This window comes from Myxococcus sp. CA051A, from assembly GCF_013336705.1.
Taxonomy (GTDB): domain Bacteria; phylum Myxococcota; class Myxococcia; order Myxococcales; family Myxococcaceae; genus Myxococcus; species Myxococcus llanfairpwllgwyngyllgogerychwyrndrobwllllantysiliogogogochensis.
The window spans coordinates 622,555-647,379 of record NZ_JABUMS010000004.1; the positions used below are offsets into that span (position 1 = coordinate 622,555).

Genomic DNA, 24,825 nt, shown 5'->3' on the forward strand with positions numbered 1-24,825 from the left:
TTCGGCCTGTAAGAAGTGGGACTGCCCGGCCCTTCTAGCCACTGGACCCTATGAGGTCAAAGCGTGAAAGCCGTTTCAGGGAAATCAGAGCACGTGTGGCAGTGGGGCCAGCATGCGTCGCAAGAAGGGCAGGTCCTCGGCGAGCGCCTTTCGGCCGTAGTGGAGCGCCTTGGACGCGAGTTCCACGGAGGGCACGACATCCAGCGGTGACAGCGTGCGGGAGAAGCGCTTGATGTGATGGGCGTAGGGCAGGTTGGGGGCCACCGTCATCGCGGCCAGGCGCTGGAGGGGGAGCCAGAAGGGCGTGGCGAGTCGGGGCGCGAAGCCGTCCAGCGCGAGGATGAGGGTGTTGCGCGTGCCGATGCGTCCGCGCGCGACGGCCTTCCACGCGGCCTTCGCGGGGAGGTTGTCGACGAGGCCCCCGTCGATGAGTCGCGCCACGCCGTGGTGCGCGAGCAGGTCATCGAGCAGCGAGTGCATGCGAGGGTCCTCGCGCAGCACGTCGTAGTGGATGACGCCGGGCAGCGCGGAGGAGAAGCCCGCGGCGTCGAGCGCGTCGAATTCACCGGTGGAGTCGTCCGAGCCCAGGTGCAGGCGCACGGTGATTTCGGGGCGGGTGAACAGCTCCGCCATGGCGCCCATGGCGGCCTGGATGCGGCGCGCCACGCCCGCGGGGTTGAGCAGGCCCAGGGGACTGGTGCCCATCAGGCGCTCGTAATACTCGAGCGGGCGGGGAAGCATGCCTCGGCGGATGCCACCCACGGAGATGAGCGTGGGCACTGGCAGGTCCTTGAGGCGCAAGCCGCTGCCCTCGGGGCCCGCGCCGAAGAAACGTCCCAGGCCCGCGCGCAGGAACAGGCGCAGCGCCGCGGGCAGACCGTAGCGGCTCTCCGTGGAGATGAAGCGGAAGAGCTTCCGGAAGGACAGCCCCCGGACGATGTTGATCATCTCAGTGGGGTCGAAGCGAGCCATGCGCGAGCGCATGATGGCGAGGATGGCGCCCATGGACGCGCCCGCGAGCAGCTTCGGCTCCAGGCCGTGCTCGGCCAGCAGGCTCATCACGCCCAGGTACACGAAGGCGGTGCCGCCTCCGCCCCCCGTCACCATCACCAGTTCCTTGTGACGCAGCTCGCGGTCCAACGCCTCCGGAGGGACACGCCCTCGCAGCCGGGCCACCACGCCGTCACGCGCCTTCGCGGCGTGCTCGCGCAAGTCCCTCACGTGGGGCACCAGCCTGTCTCGCGTCGGAGGCCGGAGCCCACCGAGCACGGGCGTGAGCCGGCGCTCCACTTCCTCGCGGAACGGCGTGAGCAGGGCGCCCACACCCACGTCCAGCCCCCCGTGTTGGACCTTGTAGAGCCGCGCGAGTGACAGCGCGGTGCGCAGCACGGCCTCCTCGCGCTCGTCGAGCAGGCCAGGCGTCGCCAGGGACGCGCGCACGAGGGAGAGCTCCAGCTCCTCGAGCGGCCGGGTGATCTGGAAGCGTTCCTTCAGGAGCACAAGTGAGCCAGGGCCTCGGTGGGCGCGAGCCCCGAGCATACACCGTCTGTCGGACACCCTCCCGCCGCCCCCGGGAGGGCGGGCGTCATGAAGGGCTTCACGCCTGGGCGATCTGCGGCAGGTTGGCGCGGGCCTTCTCGATGTCACCCTCGTACTTGAGGACGAGATTGAGCGTGGAGGCCACGACGTCCGAGGTGAGCTGCTCCGCGTTGAGCAGCACCAGGCTCTGCGCCCAGTCCAGCGTCTCGCTGATGGACGGCGCCTTCTTCAAGTCGAGCGCGCGGATGGCGGCGACCGCTTCCACCACCTGCTCGGCCAGCATCTGCGGCACGTGGGGCAGCCGCGAGCGGACGATGCGCAGCTCCCGCTCCCGGTCCGGGAAGTCGATGTGCAGGTGCAGGCAACGGCGCTTGAGGGCGTCGGACAGCTCGCGCGCGTTGTTGGACGTCAGCAGCACGCGGGGGATGTGCTTGGCGTGGAAGGTGCCCAGCTCGGGGATGGTGACGGCGTTGTCGGAGAGGACCTCCAGCAGGAAGGCCTCGAACTCCGGGTCCGCCTTGTCGATTTCATCCACCAGCAGCAGGGCGGGGCGCTCGGAGAGCTGGGCGCGGAGGATGGGGCGCGGCAGGAGGAAGCGCTCGGAGAAGAAGACGGCGTCGCTCGAGGCCAGCCGGTCCGCCGCCTCCGACAGCGTGGAGGTGCCCTGCACCATCTCCCCAATCTTGTCCTTGAGGAGCTGGGTGTAGAGCAGCTGCTTGGCGTACTCCCACTCATAGAGGGCCTTGGCCTCGTCCAGCCCCTCGTAGCACTGGAGGCGGATGAGCTCGCGGCCCAGCGCCGTGGCCATGGCCCGCGCCAGCTCCGTCTTGCCCACACCCGCGGGGCCTTCGACGAGGATGGGCTTGTCCATCCGGTCCGCCAGGAAGGCCGCCGTGGCGATCTCCGGGGAGGGCAGGTATCCCACCTGCTCCAGGTGTTTCTCCGCGTCCGCCACGCTGGTGAAGGTGCGGATCTCTGCCGTCGAAGGGGTGCTCACCCGGTGGAACTTAACCGACGCCCCCCAGGCGACTGCGGCAAAAATGCCAGGGTCCGTGGCCTTCGTCCCCAACCTTCCTGCCCCGCTGCCCTCCAACCCTGCGGAAAAACGTGGGGAAATTATTTGCGCACCGTGGGCACACGTCGTGCATCTCTATGGCGCAACTCACGAAGGAAAGCAGCGAGGTCCGTGGTCATGGTGTGGGCGTGGATGAGGATGGTGATGGCGCTGGCAATCATCCTGTTGCCGGGTGGTTTCCCCCTGCTGCTGTCGTACATCGCCGTGCGGACGTTGGTGAGCCGCTGGCGTGAGGCGCAGATGCAGGCGCACAGCGTCGGGCGTGAGGCTTCCCTCCGCGACGTCCTCGCCAGCCTGCACTTCAAGGAACTGGTGCGCGACGCGCGCGCCGCCCTCTGAGTTTTCCGCCTCGGTAGGGCATGGATGTCGCGGCCCGAAGGCTCGCGACACCGCCTGAGGCTCCCCGGCCCCCGTGCCGGTTTCCCGGCGGGTGCCGGAACTCCAGACAGCGCGAGGTAGGGATTTCCGGCGAGGGCCGCCACCGTGGCGGCGGCCCCCGGGCAGCGAGCTACTTGTCGAGCTCGTCCACCAGCGCCGTCCAGTCGTCATCCTCTTTCACCCCACCGACGGGGAGCTGCACGAGCATGGTGCGGTCGGTGGGCTCCGACTCCTCGCCACCCAGCGGCGTGGCCGCGGAGGCGGGGGCGGGGGCGGCCTTCTTCGCGGCGGCGGGCTTCGCGGCGGCCTTGGCGGCCTTCGCGGGAGCAGCCGCGGCGGGAGCGGCCGCGGCGGGGATGATCTGATTGAGCTGCGTGCGCAGGGCGAGCTGTTCGTCGTCGTCCGAGGGAGCCGCGGCCTTGGCTGCCTTGCCCGCGACCGGGGCAGGGGTAGCGGGTGACTTGCTCTTGAAGCGGGCCAGTTCCAGCTCCGCGACCTTGAGCGCCTTGCTCTTCTCCTGCACGGACTGCTGCAGGCGCGTCACCTCCTGCGTCTTGATGGCTTCGCGGCGCTCCAGCTCGGCCTTCTGCTTGGCGCCCAGTTCATCGATTTCGCGCAGCTGCCGCGCCTCCAGGTCCTTGCGCTCCTTCTGGGCGGTGGCCAGTCGGGCGGCGGCCTCGTTGGCCTTGCCCTCGGCGGCGGACACCTTCGCGACCAGGTCCTTCTCCGCGCGGGCCTTGGCGCCCTGGGCGTTCTCCAGCGCCAGCTCCAGGTCCTGCACCTTCTTGGTGCGGGTGGCGAGCTGACCCTGCATGTCCTTGGCCTTCGCGTCGGCGTCGGCGGCCTTCGCCTGGGCCTCCTGCGTGAGCTGCGCGACGCGCTGCTCGGCCTTGGCCAGCTTCGCCGCCAGCTCGTCGGAGGCGCGCTTGGCCTCGGCGCGCTCCTGCTGCGCCTGCTGGGCCTGCTGCTGGAGCCGGGCCTCGGACTGCTGGAGCTGACCGGTGACGCCGTCGCGTTCCTGCACCAGCTTCTGGTGCTGGGCACCCGCCGCGCGCAGCTGCTCCTCGCGCTCGCCGAGCGTCTTCTTCGCCAGCTCGAACTGGTTGTTGAGCCCGGCCATCTGCTGGCCGAGTCCGTCCGCGTGGCGCTTGGCGTCGGCGGCCTGCGTCTGGAGCTTGGTCTCCAGCGCCTTGAGCTGCTCGGTGCGGGTGGCGACCTCTCGGTTGAGCACCTCGGCCTGACGCATCTTCTCCTGCGTCACCTGGGTGAGCTTGCGCAGCGTGTCCGAGAGCTCCTTGCCCTTGGTGGCCAGGTCGTTCTGGAGCAGCTCCTCGCGGCGCTGGGACTCCTCGGTGAGCGCGTCCAGCCGCTCCTTGAGGTTGGCCCGCGTGTCCTCGACCTGCGCGAGATGGGACGACAGCTGGGTGACTTCCGCCACCCGAGCGCCCAGCTCGTGCTTGGTGATGGTGAGCTGTTCGCCCAGCTCCTCCACCTGGTTGCGCGCGTCGTTGAGCTCCGCCTCCAGCGCGGACTGGGCGCTGGCCGCCTGCTGACGACTGGTCGTGTGCGCCTGCTGCTCACGCGACAGCGCATCGCTCGTGGCGGCGAGCTGTCCCTGCACCTGCTCGAGCGACTGGCTGGTGGCCTCCAGCTCCGAGCGCAGTCCGTCGCGCTCGCTGGTGAGGTCCTCGATGTTCGCGCTCGTCTCGGCGGCGAGCTTCTCGTGCGCGGCCCGCTCCGCCTCGTAGTTGCCCAGCGTCTCCGCGAGCTCTCCGCGCAGATGGCCAATCTGGCCGGTGAGCAGCTGCTCCAGCGCGTCCTTGGCCTCGCCCAGGGCCTGCAGCTCGGCGATGCGCTGATCCCGCTCGCCGGTGGTCCTCGCCAGCGCGGCTTGCGTCGTCTGCAGCGCCCCGTGGGTCTCGTCCAGCTCGACCTTGAGGGCGTCGCGGTGCGCGGTGGTGGTGCCCAGCTCGTCGCGCGTCTCCTCCAGCGTGTTCTGCGTCTGGGTGAGCGCCTGGGTGGTGGCCTCCAGCTCGCCGCGAGTCTCCGCCAGCGAGCCTTCCGTCTGGGCCAGCGTGCCTTGCGTGTCCGCGAGCTGTTGCTCGGTGCGCGCCAGCGTGTCCTGGGTCTGCGCGAGCGACTGGCTGGTGGCCTCCAGCTCGCCGCGCGTGGTGGACAGCGCCTCTTCCGTCTGGGCCAGCCGCGTCTGCGTCTCGCTCAGCGTCTGGCTGGTGGCTTCCAGCTCGCCGCGAGTCTCGGAGAGCGTCTGCTCCGTGCTCGCCAGGGTGTTCTGCGTGTCCGCGAGCTGCTGCTCGGTGCGAGCCAGCGTGTCCTGAGTCTGCGAGAGCGTCTGGCTGGTGGCCTCCAGGTCTCCCGTCAGTTCGGAGATGCGCTGATCCCTCGCCGCGACGTCACCCTGGAGCCCCTCGATGGTGGACTCGCGCTGGGCGACGGTGTCCTCCAGCGATGCGACGCGCGCCTGGAGCTGCTCGCCAAGGCGCTGCGATTCCTCGAGCTGCGAGGTGAGGGCCTGGATCTGCCCGGTGAGGTCGGCTTCCTGCTCGGCCTTCGCCGCGCGCACGTCCTCGAGCTGCCGGGTGAGGTCTTCCTCCAGCGCGTCCTTGGCGATCTGCAGCGCCTCGAGACGGCCGGTGAGGTCCTCTTCCAGCGCGTTCTTCGCGTCGGTGAGTGCCTGGAGTTCGCCAGACAGCTCGGCTTCGCGGTCGGCCAGGTGCGCCTTGACGGCCTCGACCTCGCCCTCCAGCTCGCCGATGCGCTCCAGCTGCTGCTGGATGCTGGAGTTGAGGTCCGCCTCGGTGCGCTCGTTGTGAGCGATGGTCTCCGCAAGCTCGCGGTCCAGGGAGGAGATCTTCGCGTCGCGATCCTCGACGCGCTGATTGAGCTCCGTCTCCTGGGCGTCCTTGTCCATCCGGAGCTGCTCGCGCTCGCTCGTGGTGCGCGCGAGATCGGACTCCAGATCCGCCACCTGCTGGCTGAGCCGCGCCTCGAGCGCGTCGCGCTCCGCGTTCAGCCGGATGATCTCCGCGTCGCCCCGGGCGCCGTGCTCCTCGGCGGAGGCGGCTCGGGTCTCCAGGCCGCGGACGGTGGTGTCGCGCTCCTGCTCCGTCTGCTGCAGCCGCTCCTGGAGGGCCTGAATCTCCCCGTCCAGCTCGGCGTAGCGCTGATCCCTCTCGCTGACGGTGCGGCCCAGCTCCGACTCGAAGTCGTCACCGCGCTTGCCCAGCTGGGCGATCTCCGCCTCGTTCGCGCGGACGGTGTCATGGAGCTTCTGCTCCTTGACCTCGAACTCCAGCGTGACGACGTTGTGGAGCTTCTCCAGCTTGTCGTACTCGGCTCGGAGGTGCTCCAGGTCGGTGCCACGCCGCGCGACTTCGTCCTCGCGGTTGTGGACCTCCTTGCGCAGCAGGTTGATGTCCTTCTCCTTGGAGGCGACGACCTCGATGAGGTCCTTCTCCGAGGAGAACTTCTGGAGCAGCAGATCATCGACGGTGGCGCCGTGCTCGCGTTCCTTCTGGAGCATGGCCTGCTGCGCCTCGTTGAAGCGGCGCAACAGGTCGTCGACCTGCATCTTGAGGCCCTGCAGCTCCACGTCCTTCTCGTGGAGCCGGTCCTCGCCGGACAGGAGTTCGCGCTCGCGCACGCTCCAGATTTCGGAGAGGCGGGCGAGCTGGGCCTCGCGCGTCTTCAGCTCGTCGCGGAGGATCTGGATCTTCCCCTCCGGCGTGCCCATCAGCTCGCGGCGCGGAGGTGGGCGCTTGAGCTGGCGCGACTCCGCCAGCAGCTCCGCCTTGCGGTCGGCGATGGATTGGAACGCGCGGTCGAGGAACGCGCGGTCCTCTTCCGTCATCGCGCTGCGGCGCTCGCGCTTGGGAAGCTTGGGCGGACCGCCCGGACTGGTGCGGATGGCCGGCATCGGAGGCGGGGCCTCGCGAGGGCCGTTGCCTGAGAGCGCCGCGTCAAGGGACGCGTCGGACTCATCCGTACCCGGTGGGACGATGCCCGTGCTCAGCGACGCCAGCTCCCCCATTTCAAAGGGGATGACGAGGTAGCCGTCCGCGGCGCCCGGCGTCTGCCGGTGCTGCGTGAGACCTTCGACTCCCGTGTCGGAGGACAGGAGCAGGACCTTGAGATTCTGGCCCCACTTGCCCTTCTTGATCTGCCCGCACAGCGTGAACCCGGATTGATCCGGCAGCTCGGCTCGGAGGACGACGAGATCCGGCCGGCGCTTCTCCAGCTCGCGCTGCGCATCCGTGGCAGTCGCCGCCATGGCGGTCTGGTAACCCGCGCTCTTGAGCACGGTCGCCATGCTGAGGGCGAAGTCGTTTTGGCTTTCAACGATGAGGACGCGGCGCTCCATGAAGCCCTTTCACCCGTAAAAAGTGCAGTGAAAACCGCAACATCCTACTGGGCGGGCGTGAAGCTTGGAAAGTTTCCGGAGGGTGCTCGGTTGGCTGCTTCACGAGCCCTTGCCGCGAACGACGCCTTGTGCACGGGGCGTGGGGGGCAATCGGGACGGATCCGTATCGTCATCCCGCCCCGGGAAGGTGGTGGGGGGCGTGTGACGGGCGAACCGAGTGCCTTCGGGTGGACAGTACCCGTGGGCGAGCTGGGCGAACCAGGGATTCAGCGTCGAGGAGAGCGGTTCAGGCGCGGGGCCGTCGTCGTCCGTGGCCGGCTCCGGGAGGGCCTCCTCGGCTTCGGCCTCCTGGAGTTCGTCCTCGTCTTCGATCAGCTGCGCGGCGCTGCTGACGGAGACCTCGGCCTCCTCCACCTCGTCGCTGCTGATTTCGTCCGGTTCATCGAGACGTGGGCGGGAGTGGGATGGAGTAGGCCCCGCGTCGTCACCGTCCTCGATGGCCTGGGCTTCGTCCTCGGAGATCTCCTCGGGCTCGTCCTCGGGTTCGGCGGCCGAGGTGGCGGCCTTCAGGGCGGGGCGAGCGGCGGCGCCGTCGATGGGCTCCAGCCGGGGCGGTCCGTCCACGGACATCAGCCGGGGAGGGCGCTGACGGGGGACGGGGGGCGGCGGCGCGCTGGCGCGAGGGGGCAGCGCGGGTGGGCGGTCGGGTTCGCTTCGGGCGGAACGGTCCGTGTCGGAGGCTGGCGCGCCGGGCCGGAGAATTGGCGGACCGCGATCCGTATCGGGGGAGGGGAGGTCGCCCAGGAGGGGGGCGGGGCGGTCCGTGCTGGTGAGGACGGGGCCTGGGGTGAGAACGGGGGGCGGACGCTCGGGATCGGTCGCGCTTCCACGGAGTGAGGCGGTGCGGCCGGGCTCGGTGGGCGGGGTCGGGCGGACCAGGGGCGGGAGTCGGTCGGCGTCAAAGGCGCCGCGCGGACGCTCAGGTTCGACGATGCCCGAGGGGCGCGGGGTGTGTCGCTCCGGGTCGGTGCTTCGTGGAGGGAGCTCGGGGACGGCTCCTCGGCCCGAGGGACGCTCCGGGTCGGTGGTTCCCGTGCGAGCTGACGCGCGCTCCAACTCGGACACGGACGTGGTCCGGCCCGAGGGACGCTCCGGATCCGGGGCAGTGGCTCCGCGAACGGAGGGACGCTCCGAGTCGGTGGTTCCCGTGCGAGTTGACGCACGTTCCACGTCGGGCACGGATGGGGTTCGACCAGAGGGGCGCTCCGGCTCGGGGACGGGAGTACCGCGAACCGAGGGACGCTCCGAGTCAGTGGACGAACCCGTACGTGTGGAGGGGCGTTCCGGCTCGGGAACCGGGGCACCGCGAACCGACGGGCGTTCCGATTCGGTGGAGCCGCTCGTGCGTGCCGAGGGACGTTCAGGCTCGGGAACCGGGGCACCGCGAACCGACGGGCGTTCCGATTCGGTGGAGCCGCTCGTGCGTGCCGAGGGACGTTCAGGCTCTGGCACGACAGCGCCACGAACCGATGGGCGCTCAGAGTCAGTGGAGGAACTGCCGCGCGCAGAAGGACGTTCTGGCTCGGGAACGGCAGCGCCACGAACCGATGGGCGCTCAGAGTCAGTGGAGGAACTGCCGCGCGCAGAAGGACGTTCTGGCTCGGGAACGGCGGCGCCGCGAACCGACGGGCGCTCCGATTCGGCGGAGGAACCGGCGCGACCTGTGGACCGCTCAGGTTCGGAGACGGAGTTGGTGCGCCCAGACGGGCGCTCCGATTCGCGGACCGCATCCGTACGGGCTGCTCCTCGCTCCGAGTCGACGGACTGAGTCCCCTTTGTCGGAGTGGTGAGCTGAGACATCCGACGGGAAGGCGTCTCCACTCGCGACGATGTGCTGCGACTGGCGAGCACGGAGCGAGCAGGGATGATCGGCGTCGGAGCAGGTGCTTCGTCCTCGTGCCTTGCCGCGATAGGGCTGCGGACGATGGGCGTGGGCGAAGGCGGTTCGTCCCTCTGGAGCGGCGCCGGAGCCCGGACGATGGGCGTCGGCGAGGGCGGCTCGTCGAACGGAAGCGGAGCGGGAGCCCGAACGATGGGCGTGGGCGAGGGCGGCTCATCCCGCTGGAGCGGAGCGGGAGCCCGAACAATGGGTGTCGGGGAGGGCGGCTCGTCCCGATCGAGCGGCGCGGGAGCCCGGACGATGGGCGAGGGCGAGGGCGGCTCATCTCGTTGGAGCGGCGCTGGAGCCCGGACGATGGGCGTAGGCGAAGGGGGCTCTTCCCGCTGGAGCGGCGCTGGAGCCCGAACAATGGGCGTGGGCGAGGGCGGCTCATCCCGCTCGAGCGGCGCTGGGGTCCGAACGATCGGCGTGGGCGAGGGCGGCTCGTCCCTCTGGAGCGGCGCTGGAGCCCGAACGATGGGCGTGGGCGAAGGGGGCTCGTCGAGACTCAGCGGTGCAGGTGCACGGACGACCGGAGTGGGCGAGGGCGCTTCATCCGCGCGGTCGTCCCCATTCGAGGGCTCGCCAGCCTCAGGACGGGCACGTGATTCCTCGTCCGTCCTGGACGACTGTGGCTCCACCGGCGTCGGGCCAGGTGGAGCATCTTCGAGGTGCGGTGTCGCGGACTTGCTGGGCTCCTCGGGCTTTTCGTCCTCCTCGCGAGCCTCCATCTGGCGGTCGGTAGGCTTCTCTTCGGACCCCGTCGCCTCGGTCGACGCTGCGCGAATCGGCGTGACGGGCGTCGGGTCCGCGGATATGGCCGTCGACGTCAGGGGCGTCGGCTCTGACGGCGCGGGACTCGTTGCTCCATTCGAGGTGGAGACCTCGCGACTCGATGTCGCCGCGGGAGGAACGACAGCCCTCTCGCGCAGGGGCAGACCCATCACGACGGGCGGTTCGATGGGGCGTGCGTCCGGCTCCGTCTTGATGAGTCGCGTATCGAACCCGTCGTCCAGCACCATCCCCATCACCACGGGAGGGTCGTCACTGGAGGCGTCGACAGGCGGCTCGGCGGGACTCTCCGCGACAGGCTCTCGCTTCTCGGGCTGGGGAATCTTCACCCGCCCACTGTCCGGAGGCAGCAGCGTCGCGAGCCGGCTGGTGGGGGTCCCCGTCACCATCGTCGCCGCCGGTAGATCGTCCTCGCTCGACCTCGTCACCGGACCCGTTCGCTTCTCCAATAGCGAGTCGTAGAGGTCCAGCAACTGGCCCCGGATGACGCCGGCATCGAGCGCTGCCTCGGCGTGCTCGCGGGCTCGATTGCCCATCTCGACACGACGGGGAACGTTCCGTGCCAGCTCGATGATGCGGTCGGCCATGGACCGGCTGTCCCCGGCCGGGAAGAAGAGCGCCGCATCCTCTGGAATGAGTTCGCGGCAGACGGGCAGGTCGGCGGCGATGACGGGACGGCCAGCGGCGAAGTACTCGGACACCTTGGCCAGGGGGCCACCCTGCAGCCGATTGCGCTCCACGTCGTCGAGCGCGAGCACTCCCACGTCCGCCAGCGCGAGCACCTTCGCCACGTCGTCGTGATGCACTGGCGGCTGGAACTCCACCCGGTCCTTCAGGCCGAGGTCCTTCACGAGGTCATCCAGATGGGGCTGCCAGTCCGGGTGCTGCGCTCCCACGAGCGTGAGGCGCACCTCGACCTGTTGCCCCGCCAGCGCGACGGCGCGCAGCAACGTTGGCAGGCCCTGCCAGCCCACGTGGCTGCCCAGGTACATCAACCGCAGGGGCTCGCCATCCGGAGCGCCCAGCACATCGGGCGCGAACGGCGCGAGGTCCACCGGCGCGCGCACGACGCGGATGAGCTCCTCGCTCGCACCGAGCGACTGGATGTACGAGCGCGTCGTCTGGGAGCCGGTGACGATGAGGTCCGCGTTCATCAGGCAGAACAGCTCCTGCCTGCGGACCTTCGATAGGAAGCGCCGGTCGCCCTCCGTCTGCGGATGCGTGTAGCGCAGCTCCTGGGAGGGGAAGGTCTGGGCCTCGTAGATGAGGCGGTAGCCGTAGTCGCCCTTCAGCTCGCACAGGGCATAGCCGCCGAAGGGGTCCGTGAAGTGGGCGAGCGCGTAGTCCTCGCTCTCGAGCTGGCGGCGGACGGCCCGCTCGAACGCCTGGATTCGAGAGGCGAGGTCGCCCGAGCCTACCGGGACGCGCAGCAGTCGAGCACCCTGGTACTTCTCGATGTGGGAGTGGTCAGGCGTCTTCGCCGATAGCACCACCACGGAGAAGCGATCCGGCAACGCCTTGAGGTACTCGGTCAAACGACGTGACGAGCCGGAAGGGCCGGGGATGACGTCGAAGCTGCACAGGAGCAGTCTGGGCAGGTCGCTCAAAGCGGGGGCAGAATACCCAGGTGCATCCTGGGTGTCATCGGGTGAGGTGGTGGGGAGGGGGTCGGGCGACGAACACAAGCAATGCTGGCACGTTGACCCACCACGGCCGGCGACCTAAAGGCGACCTTGCCCATGGACGACCTCAAGAGCGTCACCGTCGGCTCCCTGAGAGAGCTGGCCCGGAAGCATCTGGGGAGCGGATACAGCAATCTCAATAAGGAAGAGTTGATCGCCGCCCTTGCCGGGTTCGTGCCCGCGCTCGCGAAGCTTGCCCGGTTGGCGGGCATCGAGCTGCCGCGCAAGCGCCCCGCCGCGAAGAAAGTCTCGGCCGAGCCCGCCAAGGCCCCCAAGAGGCCTGAATCCACTCGGGAGGCTGCGGCGAAGGCCAAGGTCATGACGCCCTCCGCCAAGTCGAAGGCGTTGACCCGGACCGCTTCCAAGGCCGCTCCGCCAGTGAAGGCGCTGACCGTGACCTCGAAGGCGAAGGGGCAACCGTCAGTGAAAGCGGGACCTGTGTCGGCCAGGCCGACCGTGAAGGCCGGAGCGGCGTCATCCAGGGCGAAAGCACAGCCCCCCGTGAAAGTTCCGGCCACGCCATCCAAGGCGAAGGTCGCCGCCAGTTCGTCCAAGGCAAAGCCCCAGGTCGAGTCCAAGGCGAAGGTCTCAGCCAGCTCATCCACGGCGAAGCGTCAGGGCGAGCCCAAGGTGACGGTCGCCGCCAGCTCATCCGAGGCGAAGCGTCAGGCCGAGCCCAAGGTGAAGGTCGCCGCATTGTCCAAGGCAAAGCCCCAGGTCGAACCCAAGGTGAAGGTGGCCGCCAGTTCGTCCGAGGCGAAGCGTCAGGACGAGCCCAAGGTGAAGGTCGCCGCCAGTTCGTCCAAGGCGAAGCGTCAGGCCGAGCCCAAGGTGAAGGTTGCCGCCAGTTCGCCCGAGGCGAAGCGTCAGGACGAGGCCAAGGTAAAGGTCGCCGACGCATCGTCCAAGGCAAACAAGGCAAAGCCCCAGGTTGAGCCCAAGGCGAAGGTCGCCGCCGAACCGTCCAAGGCAAAGCCCCAGGTTGAGCCCAAGGCCAAGGTTGCCGCCGCACCGTCCGAGGTGAAGGTCGCCGCCGCATCGTCCGAGGCAAGGCCCCAGTTCGAGCCCACGGCGGAGATGGCCGCATCTGCCAAGGTGAAGGCGCAGCGAGCACCGAAGGTCTCCGCCGCTGCGACCACGACGAGCGAGGCACCCACGGAGGTGAATCGCTCGACGGTATCGGAAACGGAGCAGGCGCCTGCCGTCGCCGCGAAGTCGGTCCCCGCGACGGGGAGCGACTTCCCTGTCGAAACCGCCGTACCCATCATCGAGACGGCGAATCCCGCGGATTCGCTCTCCGCTGACAAACCGCGTGCAAAGACCCCACGGAAGGCGGCCACCGAGATGTCGGAGCAGGGACGTGTCTCCGCACCCAAACGCGTGGCGGCCAAGCGCGCTTCCGAGAAGCCGGACAGTCCACCCTCCGCGCGTCCGGCTCACATCGTGAACTTTCCACCCAAGCCTCGCGGTTCGCGCGACACCGCGACGTTCGCGGAGCCCGAGGTCGAGCCTGGTGCTCGTGCTGAAGCGGCCCCAGCCACCCCGTCCGAGCCAGGCTCGGGGACACCTCCCTCAGCGCCTCCGGTGGAACAGCATCCCGCCGAGCCGCTGATCGAGGGTTTCTTCGTCGCACGCGTCCGAGGTGAGGCAGAGGCCCGCCGGCATCATCTCCAGGAGCAAGCCGCGTCAACCTCGGCTCCCAGCGTTGGTGCGGAGTCCGAAGGACTGGAGCCACTTCCTGTCGAGTATCAGGACGACACCGCGCTGCTCCTCCCGAGGGACCCGCATACCCTCTTCGCCCTGTGGGATTTCAGTCCCGCCACGCGCGCGCGTGCGATGCACGGACTGGAGGATCCTCGGGCCGTCCTGCGTGTCTTCGATGGCGAGTCGCTCGTGCGCGAAGTGGATTGCGGACTCGAGTCGCGCGGCTACTACATCCACGGGCTTTCACCCGGGCGGCCGTACCGGTTCGAGGCGCATTTCGTCGGGCACGACGGGCGGAATCATCGCATCGGTCCTTCCAGCAATCGCGTGGCGCTTCCGCCAGCGGGCGTGTCGACGGATACCTCGGTGCGCTTCCTTCGCCGGCCCATTCCGGTGGAGCCCGAGGCACCCGTGGAGGCTCCCGTCGCCACCCCGACAGAGGAGAACCGCGAGCGCGAGTACGTCACGTGGCACCGCGTGAACCTACCCGGCAGCGCGGGTGTGAAGGACATTCCCGTCGTCCACCGTGAAGGTGTCGGGCCCGGTGTTCCCCCGTCCCCCGAAGGACCGGGCGCCCAGGTGGGCTCCGGGACCTATCTGCAAGGCATCGAGCGCGCACCGGGCGCCTCTGACCAGCGCTACCTCGCCTCGCATCGCTACCTGGATGCACAGGAGCGCGCGGCGGGTGCGTCGGACATGCGGTACGGGGACGGCGTCGTGCAGGCCACGTCGTCACCGCACGCGTTCGAGTATCTCGAACTGGGGCAGGTGCGCGCTCCTGGCGCCTCCGACCAGCGATACCAGGATGGCGCGGTGCGCGGAGAAGCGCAGGGCGCTCGTCCCGCGTATCAGTACCTGGACATCGGTCGTGCGCCAGGTGCCTCCGACATGCGCTACGCCGACCCCTCACAGCGGGCTCCCGCGAACACGGGCCCGGAGGAAGTCGCGTCCGCGCCCCGCGCCTCGGACCTGAACTACTTCGAGTCCCCGCCTCGTGCGTCGGGCGCTTCGGACCTGCGCTACTTCGAGTCACCACCTCGTGCTCACGGGGCCTCGGACCGGCGCTACTCGGACCTGTCGGGCAACACGACCCCTGGTGCGGTGACACACCCGTCAGGAACCTCGGAACAGGACGCGCACCGGAAGCCGCCCTCGGGCGGGGGCCGCTCGTGAACCCGCAAGGACACTTCGACCGACCATGAGCCTGGGCTCTCTCGCACTCGTCCTTCACGCGCATCTTCCGTTCGTCCGACACCCCGAGCACGAGGACTTTCTCGAAGAGGACTGGCTCTACGAGGCCATCTCCGAGACCTATCTCCCGTTGCTCCTCGCCTTCGACTCCCTGGCGGAAGACGGCATCCCGTTCCGGCTGTCGATGACGCTGTCTCCCACGCTCGTCACCATGCTGCGTGACGAGCTGCTGATGACGCGCTACTCGCGCAAGCTGGACCAGCTCTGCGAGTTGGGCGACCGCGAGGTCCACCGCACCCGGAACGACGCGACCTTCGGAAGACTGGCGCGCTTCTATCGCGACCACTTCGAGTCCCTGCGCCGGGCCTTCCACGACCGCTACCGTCGGGACCTCGTCGCCGCGTTCCGGCGCCTCCAGGACGCGGGCCACCTGGACATCCTCACGTGCAACGCGACGCATGGCTTCCTGCCGCTCATGCAGCAGGTGCCGGAGGCCGTGCGCGCCCAGGTCACGGTGGCCGCCAACCACTACCGTCAGAACTTCGGCAGGGACCCCGCGGGCATCTGGCTGGCTGAGTGCGGCTACTACCCGGGCCTGGAGCGCGTCCTGGCCGCCGAGCGCATCCGCTACTTCTTCGTGGACACGCACGGCCTGACGGACGCCACGCCGCGTCCACTGCATGGCCCCTACGCACCCATCTTCACCGAGTCGGGTGTCGCCGCCTTCGCGAGAGACCCGGAGAGCAGTCAGCAGGTCTGGAGCTCCGAGCACGGCTATCCGGGCGACCCGGACTACCGCGAGTTCTACCGGGACATCGGCTGGGACCTGGACCTGGACTACATCCGTCCGTTCATCCAGCCCACGGGGGACCGGAAGAACACCGGCTTCAAGTACTACCGCATCACCGGGAAGACGAACGACAAGCAGCCCTATGACCCGGAGCTGGCGCGCGAGCGCGCCGCGGTGCACGCCGGCAACTTCCTCTTCAACCGTCAGCGACAAATCGAGCACCTCGCCTCGCGCCTCGGAGGTCGCAAGCCCGTGGTCGTCGCGCCCTACGACGCGGAGCTGTTCGGGCACTGGTGGTTCGAGGGCCCGTGGTTCCTGGAAGCCCTCATCCGCAAGGCTGCCCGCGAGCAGTCCACGTTCGAGCTGGTGACGCCGTCGGACGACCTGCGCGAGACGCCGGAGAACCAGGTGGCCACGCCGCCGATGTCCTCCTGGGGCGCGGGCGGCTACGCCCATATGTGGCTGGATGGCACCAACGACTGGGTCTACCGCCACTTGACCCACTGCGCGCGGAAGATGGTGGAACTCGCGCGGGACTTCCCGGACGCCACGGTTCTGCAACGTCGCGCGCTCAACCAGGCGGCGCGGGAACTGCTGCTCGCCCAGAGCTCCGACTGGGCCTTCATCATGAAGACGGGCACCATGGTGGAGTACGCCAGGCGGCGAACCCAGGAGCACGTGCGGCATTTCCTCCGGCTGCACGACGAACTGCGCGCGGGCACCATCGACGAGGGCTGGCTTGCTCAATTGGAGGGCCGCGACAACGTCTTTCCGGAACTCGACTACCGTCTCTATTGCCCGGGGTGACCTTCCGGCACGTGGGCGTCGGGCTCGAATGTTTCGATGGATGACCGTGGGCCGTTTCGCTTGCGGGACAGCATTTCGGCTTTAGCTTGGGGAGCATATGAACCGTTCTTCCGTCGCGTTCCGGAGAGCCCTGGCCACCGCGCTGCTCCTCGCCGTCCCGTCGGCCTCGTGGGCGCAGGCTCCGGCGCCCGCTCCCGCGCAGGGCCAGCCCGGCAACCTCCAGCCGGCGACCCGGGAGGCGCAGGCGCTCCCTTCGCTGGCGCCGCTGGTGGACTCGGTGAAGTCCGCCGTCGTCAACGTGGACGTGCAGGCCCGTGGCGGTGGCGGAGGGCCGAGGGGCATGGAGGACAACCCGCTCTTCGACCGCTTCTTTGGCGGTGGGGGAAGCCGGGGAGGAGGGCGGGAGCAGCTCCGCCAGGGCGCGGGCTCCGGCTTCATCATCGAGCCGACGGGCATCGTGCTCACCAACAACCATGTGGTGGAGGACGCGGTGTCCATCACCGTGCGATTGGATGACGGGCGCTCGTTCTCCGCGGTCGTCGTGGGCAGGGACCCGCTCACCGACGTCGCGGTGGTGAAGATCAAGGACAAGGTGGAGGGGCTGCCCACGGTGAAGCTGGGCAACTCCGACGCGCTGCGCGTGGGCGACTGGGTCGTCGCCATCGGCAATCCCTTCGGACTGGCTTCCAGCGTCAGCCTGGGCATCGTCTCCGCGCGAGCACGCGATATCGGCGCGGGGCCCTACGACGAGTTCCTCCAGACCGACGCGGCCATCAACCCGGGCAACTCGGGCGGCCCGTTGTTCAACATGCGAGGTGAGGTCGTCGGCATCAACACCGCCATCGTCGGCGGCGGCACGGGCATCGGCTTCGCGGTGCCCAGCAACCTCGTCACGGCGCTGGTGCCCCAACTGGAGAAGGAAGGCTCCGTCACGCGCGCGTGGCTGGGCGTGGGCATCCAGGACCTGACGCGGGACTTGTCGAGCGCGCTCAAGCTGCCAGTGACGGAGGGCGCCATCCTCACGCAGGTGAATCCTGCCTCTCCGGCGGCGAAGGCGGGCCTGAAGTCCGACGACGTCGTCACCGCTATCGATGGGCAGCCGGTGACGTCCAGCGGCCAGCTCACTCGCACCGTGGCGCTCAAGCGCCCGGGCAGCACCTCCACGCTGACGGTGTTCCGTGAAGGCAAGAAGCAGGACGTGAAGGTGATTCTTGGCACGCGGCCCGATCTGGAGGGTGTGACTTCGCGCAAGCCGCAGGGCGACGACTCGCAGGAGAGCTCGCGCCGCGTGGGCGTCAGCCTCCAGAACCTGGATGCGCGCACCGCGCAGCAGGCGGGCTTCAATGAGCGCCAGGGCGCCCTCATCACCGACGTGGTGCCGGGCTCTCCGGCGGACCGCGCGCAGCTCGAGCCGGGCATGGTGGTGGTGGAGGCCAACCGCAAGCCGGTGAACAGCGCGGACGACCTGGCCAAGGCGATTCGCGCGGCGCCCGCCGGCAGCACGCTGCTCCTGCGCGTGGCGGCCCCGGGAGGCAGCCGCATGCTCCGCGCCCTGCGCATGCCGTAGTGGAGCGGCGGACATGAGCGTCAACTACGTCGCGCTCGGAGACAGCACCGCGGTGGGCGTGGGCGCGCCGCGCGGCGGGGGCTATCCCGAGCGCCTCGCCTCACGGCTGCGCCGAGAGGGGCTGTCAGTGGGGCTCACCAACCTGGGCGTCAGCGGGGCGCGCGTCCGCGACGTCTTCACCGGGCAGCTCAAGGCCACGGTGGCCGCGCAACCCACGCTGGTGACGCTGGGGGTGGGGACCAATGACCTCTGGCGCGGCACGGCGGTGGAGGACTTCCAGGAGGAGTTGGAGCGCATCGCCCGGCGTCTGAAGCAGACGGGTGCCCCCCTGGTGCTGGTGAACATCGCGGACATGGCGATGGCACCCGTCGCGAAGCTGGTGCCCAGTGCCCTCTACGAAGGGCGCATCGAGCCCTTCAACGCCGCCATCGCCCAGGTGGCGCGCACGGAGGGGCTGCACCTGGTGGACATGTATTCGGCGAGTCGGGAGATGTTTCCCCGCTCGCCGCACTTCTTCTCCGGGGATGGCTTCCACCCCTCCGAGGAAGGCTACGAGGAGTGGGCGGACCTGATGCTGCCCACGGTGCGCACGCTCGTGTCCCGCTGAGGCAGCGGGGCCGCGCGCTACGCCTTGGCCACGCCGCCGGGAGGAGCGCTGGCGGTCGGCTCGGTCGGAGGCGCGTGGGGGCCTCGCTCGCGACCGGGGTGGATCTCCATGCCCATCTCGAACGGCGTCGTGCGGTTGCGGCCCGTGCGCTTGCTGCAATAGAGGGCCGCGTCCGCGCTGTCGACGAGCCCCTCCTGCGTGTTGGCGTCGCTGGGGAAGTGGGACACGCCCACGGACACGGTGACGTGGCCGCCCGGGAGGCCGGGCTGGTTGAGCACGATGGTCTCCGCCACCGCGCGACGCAGCTTCTCCGCCACATCCACCGCGTCCTGCTTGGTGGAATGGGGGAGGAGAATGACGAACTCCTCGCCGCCGTAGCGCGCCAGCGTGTCGACCTTGCGCACGCGCGAGCGGAGGATGTCGCAGACGCGGCGGAGCGTCTCGTCTCCCGCCCGGTGGCCGGCCAGGTCGTTGAGGCGCTTGAAGTGATCCACGTCCACCATGAGCAGCGCCAGCGGCGTGCCGAAGCGCTGCGCTCGCGCCAGCTCCAGCTCCATGCGCTGGAAGAGGTGACGCCGGTTGGGCACCCCCGTCAGCGGGTCCGTCATGGTGAGCTTCACCGTCTCCGCGTGCAGCTGGGCGTTCTTCACGGCGGCCGCCGCGATGTCCGCCACCGCGGTGAGCAGCTCGATTTCCCCCGCCGAGAAGCTGGCGATGAGCGGACGCTGGAAGTTCACCACGCCCATGAGCGTGCCCGCGTGCACCATGGGCACCGCGAGCAGCGCGCCGGTGAGCATGGCGTCCGTCACCAGTCCGCGCCGCGCGAAGATGCTGGAGTGGTCCGCGACGTCCGGCAGGTACACCGCCTTGTGCGTCTGGGCCGCGCGGCCGCAGGCGCCTTCGCCCACGGAGAAGGTGAGCCCCTCCGAGCCACGGCCCTCCGGCCACGCCTGCTTCACCTCCAGCGCGCCCTCCGGACTGACGAGCATGATGGAGAACTCCGGAATCTGGAGGCGCTCCACCACCAGCCGGGTGACGGCCTCCAGCAGCTCGTCCAGCTCCAGCGTGGCGTTGAGGGAGCGCGTCACGTCGAACAGCAGCGACAGCTCGCGAAGCCGGTCTTCCAACTCGTCCTTGAGCGCGAGCTTCTCCTTCACCAGCTCCAGGTCGCGGTGGGTGTCGATCTCCTCCGCCTTCATCGCGGTGAGCCGCGCCAGCATCTGGTTGAAGGCGGCGCCCAGGCGCGCGATTTCATCCGTGCCGCGCACGTCCGCGCGCACCAGCAGATCTCCCGCCTCCGCGCGCCCCATGGCCGCGCTCAGCCGACGCAGCGGACGCGTGAGGTTGAAGTGCAGCGACAACGCGATGACGAGCGCGAGCAGGATGGCGAACACCGCCATGGACCCCAGCGCGCCACCGAACACCTTCGTCAGTTGCTGATGCAGCGCGGGCTCCGTCATCCGCATCTGCAGGACACTGGCGCCCGGAACCTCCCCGCGCGAGTGACAGCTCCCGCACTCCGGACCGCCCAGGGGTCGCACCACCTCCGTGACATCGTCCGCCGAGCGCGCCGTCTCCGGCCCGGGGCGGGTGAGCCGCGAGGCCTCCGGATGCACCGAGCCGACCTCGGACGGCTCGCGAGACCAGCGCACGCGTCCGTCCGGCGTCAGCACACGCACGTCCGCCACCGAGCGGAACAACCGCGTGTCCGAGTGGAGCACCTCCGCCACCGCGCCATGCGCGGGCGCACCGGGCCCCTGCGGCAACATGAATGTCGAGGCGACGAACTCCGCGAGTGCGAGCGACTCCACCTGCGTGGCGTCCTGCACCGCCACCCGCGCCTCGCGCCAGAAGTGGCCCACGCCCAGCAACGCCACCACCAACCCCGGCAGAGCGATGCTCCAGAGGAGCTTCCGGCCTACGGTGTCGGGACCCAAGGGCATGCGCGCGTTCGCGTCACTTCGTTCGAAAGGATTCAACTCGTTTCACGAAGAGTCCGCAGAATTGTCAATGGGCTGACGCGGACTGTCAAACGTACTTGCACGGGAATTTTATCATTCCGTTGGCGCATCCGGTTGGCGCACGTCGACGTCCGCGTGCGTCGGGACGGGCGTGGCGGTTAGAAGGGCCACCTCATGGCGACCGAGTTGCTCACGTCCTCGTTGCTTCCCGTTCCGCACGGCTTCGCGACTCGCGCGGGCGGTGTGTCCGAGGGGCCCTTCGCCTCGCTCAACCTGGGGTTCTCCACGGGAGATGACCGGGCGAAGGTGGAGGAGAACCTGCGCAGGCTGGCCACGGCGGCCGGTGCTCCGCTGGGCGCGCTGTCGCGTGTCTCCCAGGTGCACGGGGACCGGGTGCTGGAGGCCCGGGTGGAGGAGGGGGGCGACACGCTGCGGCCTCCCGAGGGCGAGGCGGACGGGCTTTGGACCGAAGTGCCCGAAACGTGGGTGGCCGTGGGCACGGCGGACTGCGTACCGGTGTTGCTGGTGGACCCGGACGGACGGCGTGTGGCGGCGGTGCACTCGGGGTGGCGTGGGACGGACGCGGATATCAGCGCTCGCGCGGTGGAGGCGCTGGTGGCGCGGGGGGCTCGGCCAGAGCGGCTGCTGGCGGCGGTGGGGCCCGCGATTCAGCGCTGTTGCTACGAAGTCTCGGCGGAGCTGGGGCAGCGCTTCACGACGCGCTTCGGCTCGGAAGTCGTGGCGGAGGAGGGCGGGCGCATCCGGTTGGACCTGTCACGGGCGGTGCGGCTGACGTTGCTGGGTGCGGGGCTGCGGGCGGCCCATGTGGACGTGCTACAGGCCTGTACCGCGTGCGAGCCCTCGCGGTTCTTCTCCCACCGGCGTGACGCGGGGCGTACCGGACGCCACCTCAACCTGGTGGTAAACAGGTTCTAGGCGGGGAGCGCCGGCCGTTTTCTTGACGCTCTCCGACGTGCCTTCCTATCCTCGGAGGGACTTTCATCCGTCGAGGCCCGTGCTCGAGCGCTCCGCCATCTTCCGCTTGCTCGCCGCAGCGCCGCTGTGCGCGCTGTGTGCTTGTGCCACCACCGCCGCCTCCCAGGCGGAGGTCGCGGCGCTGCAGGCGGAGCTGCGCACGCTGCGCGAGTCGCAGACGCGCCTGGTGGACCGGCTGGAGCGCCTGGAGGCCCATGCCGCCGTTGACCGCGCGCGGGCCCCTGGTGCCCCCGCGGCGAAGCAGTCCTCCACGGTTCCCGTGCGAGTCACCGCGCCGGAGCAGGGTGGGGCGCTGACGTCGACCCCGGACCTGGCGGTGGTGAAGCTCAAGCCGCGCTTCGAGCCCGCGCCCAAGCTGTCCACGCAGGTGGCGGTGGTGGAGCCCGAGTCCGAGCAGGTGGAGATGTTCATCAGCTCGGTGCCGGACGGCACGCCTGGGTCCGCCTCGGGCGGCACCACCCTGGCGTCGACGGGCGGGGCCACCATGGTGACCACGCGGGAGGATGACCCCGCGGACCAGCCGGACCCGGATGTGCTCGAGGCCGACTACGAGAAGTCGGTGTCGCTCCTGCGCACCGGCAACGTGGAGGGGGGCGTGCAGCGCCTGCGCCGCTTCTCCGAGGAGAACCCCCGCCACCCGCGCGCGGACAACGCGCTGTACTTCAGCGGGCTGGGTCAGATGGGGCTCAACGAGTTCAAGGACGCCGCGAAGTCGTTCGAGCGGCTGATCGCCACCTATCCCGCCGGGGACGCCATGCTGGACGGCATGCTCCGGCTCGCCGAGTGCCGGATGCGGCTCAACCAGGCCGCGGATGCCCGGGCTCTCTACACGCGCGTCGTCACCCAGTTTCCGGGGACGGCCGCCGCCACGCAGGCGGAGCAGCGGCTCGCCGCCCTCCCGCAGTGAAGTCTTCTTCGAAAGGATGTCGTGCGATGCGCACCCGGATCCTCACCTCGCTGATGTTGAGCCTCGCCGTCGCCCCCGCCTGGAGCGCATTCGCGCAGCAGCAGGAGGGCAGCGACCCGGAGGACACCGAGGCCGGCGGTGAGACGGAAGGCGCGGAGGTCATGGACGAGGCGCCCGAGCGCCCCTCCGGCACCAACGTGACGCTGCCGCCCGGCGCGGCCAAGGGCCGTGACAGCGCCCCCGGCGTGGTCCACACCGTCGAGTCCGGTGACACGCTGTGGGACCTGTCCTCGCGCTACCTGGGCAGCCCCTGGTACTGGCCGAAGGTCTGGTCCTACAACCCGGAGATCGCCAACCCGCATTGGATCTACCCGGGCAACCAGGTGAGCTTCTTCGGCGGGGGCGAGGAAGTGCCCCAGCGCGTGGAGACCGGCGACGACACCGTCGACGTGGCCGCCCCCACGGAGCTGTCCGGCGGGGACATGGTCTCGGTGTCGGGCAAGATTGGCTACGACGTGTCCTCGTCGCGGCCGGTGACGACGCAGGGCTTCGTCACCGCGCGCGAGCTGGAGGAGGCGGGCCGCATCGAGGGCTCCCCGAACGGCGCGCTGATGCTGGCCTTCCCGGACAACGTCTACGTGCGCTTCAAGCGCAAGGCCGACGCCAAGGTCGGTGACCGCTACGTCGTCTTCCACACCACGCAGAAAGTGAAGCACCCGCGCTCGGGCAAGGAGCTGGGCTTCCTGACGGACTTCGTGGGCACGCTGCGCGTGGTGCGCGTGGACAAGGGCGTCGTCACCGCGCAGATCGTCGACACCTGGGACGGCATCGAGCGTGGCGACCTGGTGGGCCCCTACGGCGAGAAGCTCAGCGAGCGCGTCGCCCCCCGGCCCAACACGAAGGAACTCAACGCCACCGTCGTGACGGCGCTGGTGCCGTACCTGTCGCTGCTCGGCGAGCACAACACCGTGGTGCTGGACAAGGGCAGCGCGGATGGCGTCCAGCTGGGCAACACCTTCCTCATCCTCCGCCAGGGCGACCCGTCCCGGCAGGTGCTGGGCAAGCCGGAGCTCCCCCCGCCGCCCGCGTCCGACAAGGCGCTGCCGTGGGAGAACATCGGCACGTGCATGGTCACCGAGGTGAAGGAGCGCACCAACAACTGCCTGATGATGCGCTCCACCGAGGAGATCAACACCGGCGACCGCGCGTACATGCGCGTCAGCCCCGCCCCCACCGCCAGCCGCTGATTCCGGCAGGAAAAGTGCATCCCCTCCCGTCCAGGAGGGGTTGAGTGCTTGACCGGTGGCGGTCCGGTGTTTATGTGTCGCGCCCCTCCCTGCGGACCCATCTTCTATATAGGTGGGAATGGAGGGGGGTTGGGTATGGCGGACGCTGAGACGGACAGCCTCACGGCGGAACAGCAGGCATGCCTGGCGCTCTGGGCCGTTCCCGGCCTGGGGCCGAGGACGCTGGCCGCCTTGCGCGCATTCGCCGACGGTCGTCTCGCTCCCCTGGCCGCGACTCCGGTAGGAGACTGGGTGTCCGAAGCGCCGGTTTCCCCACAAGTTCGTCGTCGGCTGGCGACCCTGGAGCGGCTCCCCGTCGTCGCGGAGCGGTTGCAGGAGGCGTGTCACGCAGGAGGCATGCGGGTGGCGTTCGCCGAACAGCGGACCTATCCGGAGCGTCTCAAGCAGGTGGAGGACGCGCCGCCCCTGCTGTTCCACCGGGGCCAGCCCGGGCCGCCGCGCAGGCGGGTGGCCATGGTGGGCAGCCGACATCCGGATCAGGGTTTCCTGCCTTTTGCCCGTGCCTTCGCCCGTCAGGTGGCCGAGGGTGGGGTGGGGGTGGTGTCGGGTGCGGCGGCGGGCGTGGACCGGGCGTGCCACTGGGGTGCACTGGACGTGGGCGCGGAGACGTGGGCTTTTCTGGGGTCGGCGCTGGATGCGTTGGACCCGGCGCAAGCCCGCCTGCTTCCTCACTTTTTGGAGAGGGGCGGGGTGTTCTTCAGCGAGCTGCCGCCTGGGGTGCGGGCAAGCACCTCCACGTTTCCCCGGCGCAACCGGCTCATCTCCGGCGCATCGGATGCGGTCCTGGTGATGAGGGCGGGGGCGGAGTCGGGCAGTTTGCACACGGCGAAGGCGGGGCGGGCGCAGGGCCGGCCGGTGCTGGCGATGCCGGGGGATGTACGTCAGGCGGATGCGGCAGGCTGCAACGCCCTGCTGCGGGAAGGGCACGCGAGTGCGTGCCTGGATGCGAAGGACGTCTGGCGGGCGGTGGGTGTTGACCCTGGGTGGATGGTGGCGCCGGGAAAGGCTGATTCGTGGGAAGGGCTCTCCGCGGAAGCGCGGGGCGCCTATGCGGTGTTGGACCGGATTCCCCGGACGTTCGATGAGGTGCTGACCGGGAGCACCCTCACACCCGCGGCGCTCGTCAGCGCGCTGGTGGAGCTGGAGATGACGGGGCTGGTCGTCCAGCACCCGGGCAGGCTGTACGAGAAGATCTAGGTAGGAGA

General features: G+C 69.7%; 14 protein-coding genes. 9 read left to right on the plus strand and 5 right to left on the minus strand.

The annotated features are described in order from the left end of the window. Positions 1-84: 84 nt before the first annotated feature. Both HUA74_RS16050 and HUA74_RS16055 read right to left on the minus strand, forming a co-directional pair. Positions 85-1,500: a patatin-like phospholipase family protein gene (locus HUA74_RS16050; RefSeq protein WP_246137620.1), complete on the minus strand. Its 1,416-nt coding sequence runs from the start codon at positions 1,498-1,500 to the stop codon at positions 85-87. Between the two features lie 97 nt (positions 1,501-1,597). Then, entirely contained in the window at positions 1,598-2,536 is a 939-nt protein-coding gene (locus tag HUA74_RS16055) for a MoxR family ATPase (RefSeq protein WP_174455206.1), read from the minus strand. 222 nt (positions 2,537-2,758) lie between these two features. Between HUA74_RS16055 and HUA74_RS16060 the strand changes: the two genes are divergently transcribed. Next, positions 2,759-2,953, plus strand: coding sequence for a hypothetical protein (locus tag HUA74_RS16060; RefSeq protein WP_246137619.1), 195 nt, complete (start codon positions 2,759-2,761; stop codon positions 2,951-2,953). A gap of 169 nt (positions 2,954-3,122) precedes the next feature. On the opposite strand, the gene HUA74_RS16065 is transcribed toward HUA74_RS16060, so the two are convergent. Then, the gene (locus HUA74_RS16065; protein WP_174455207.1) at positions 3,123-7,370 is read right to left on the minus strand and encodes a response regulator; all 4,248 of its coding nucleotides are present in this window, start codon (positions 7,368-7,370) and stop codon (positions 3,123-3,125) included. 99 nt (positions 7,371-7,469) lie between these two features. Next, a complete protein-coding gene (locus tag HUA74_RS16070) occupies positions 7,470-11,708 on the minus strand; it encodes a glycosyltransferase (protein ID WP_254625069.1) in 4,239 nt (1,412 codons plus the stop codon). Positions 11,709-11,840: 132 nt separating this feature from the next. Between HUA74_RS16070 and HUA74_RS16075 the strand changes: the two genes are divergently transcribed. The 4 genes from HUA74_RS16075 (at position 11,841) to HUA74_RS16090 (ending at position 18,449) form a co-directional block, all read left to right on the plus strand. Further along, positions 11,841-14,660: a DUF4912 domain-containing protein gene (locus HUA74_RS16075; protein WP_174455208.1), complete on the plus strand. Its 2,820-nt coding sequence runs from the start codon at positions 11,841-11,843 to the stop codon at positions 14,658-14,660. A 25-nt stretch (positions 14,661-14,685) separates the two neighbouring features. Continuing rightward, the gene (locus tag HUA74_RS16080; RefSeq protein WP_174455209.1) at positions 14,686-16,275 is read left to right on the plus strand and encodes a glycoside hydrolase family 57 protein; all 1,590 of its coding nucleotides are present in this window, start codon (positions 14,686-14,688) and stop codon (positions 16,273-16,275) included. A 97-nt stretch (positions 16,276-16,372) separates the two neighbouring features. Continuing rightward, positions 16,373-17,842, plus strand: coding sequence for a trypsin-like peptidase domain-containing protein (locus HUA74_RS16085; RefSeq protein WP_174455210.1), 1,470 nt, complete (start codon positions 16,373-16,375; stop codon positions 17,840-17,842). Positions 17,843-17,855: 13 nt separating this feature from the next. Further along, on the plus strand, positions 17,856-18,449 hold the full coding sequence (locus tag HUA74_RS16090; RefSeq protein WP_174455211.1) for an SGNH/GDSL hydrolase family protein: 594 nt from the start codon (positions 17,856-17,858) through the stop codon (positions 18,447-18,449). A gap of 17 nt (positions 18,450-18,466) precedes the next feature. On the opposite strand, the gene HUA74_RS16095 is transcribed toward HUA74_RS16090, so the two are convergent. Further along, on the minus strand, positions 18,467-20,392 hold the full coding sequence (locus HUA74_RS16095) for a diguanylate cyclase (RefSeq protein WP_174455212.1): 1,926 nt from the start codon (positions 20,390-20,392) through the stop codon (positions 18,467-18,469). 192 nt (positions 20,393-20,584) lie between these two features. Between HUA74_RS16095 and pgeF the strand changes: the two genes are divergently transcribed. The 4 genes from pgeF to HUA74_RS16115 all read left to right on the plus strand — a co-directional run bounded on the left by pgeF (position 20,585) and on the right by HUA74_RS16115 (position 24,817). Next, positions 20,585-21,346, plus strand: coding sequence for a peptidoglycan editing factor PgeF (pgeF, locus tag HUA74_RS16100; RefSeq protein WP_174455213.1), 762 nt, complete (start codon positions 20,585-20,587; stop codon positions 21,344-21,346). A gap of 79 nt (positions 21,347-21,425) precedes the next feature. Then, a complete protein-coding gene (locus HUA74_RS16105; RefSeq protein WP_141649130.1) occupies positions 21,426-22,313 on the plus strand; it encodes a tol-pal system YbgF family protein in 888 nt (295 codons plus the stop codon). A gap of 26 nt (positions 22,314-22,339) precedes the next feature. Then, complete coding sequence (locus tag HUA74_RS16110; RefSeq protein ID WP_174455214.1) at positions 22,340-23,560, plus strand: LysM peptidoglycan-binding domain-containing protein; 1,221 nt, start codon at positions 22,340-22,342, stop codon at positions 23,558-23,560. 135 nt (positions 23,561-23,695) lie between these two features. Continuing rightward, positions 23,696-24,817 carry a DNA-processing protein DprA gene (locus HUA74_RS16115; RefSeq protein ID WP_174455215.1) on the plus strand — a complete coding sequence of 374 codons (1,122 nt, stop codon included), beginning with the start codon at positions 23,696-23,698 and terminating at the stop codon, positions 24,815-24,817. Positions 24,818-24,825 lie beyond the last annotated feature (8 nt).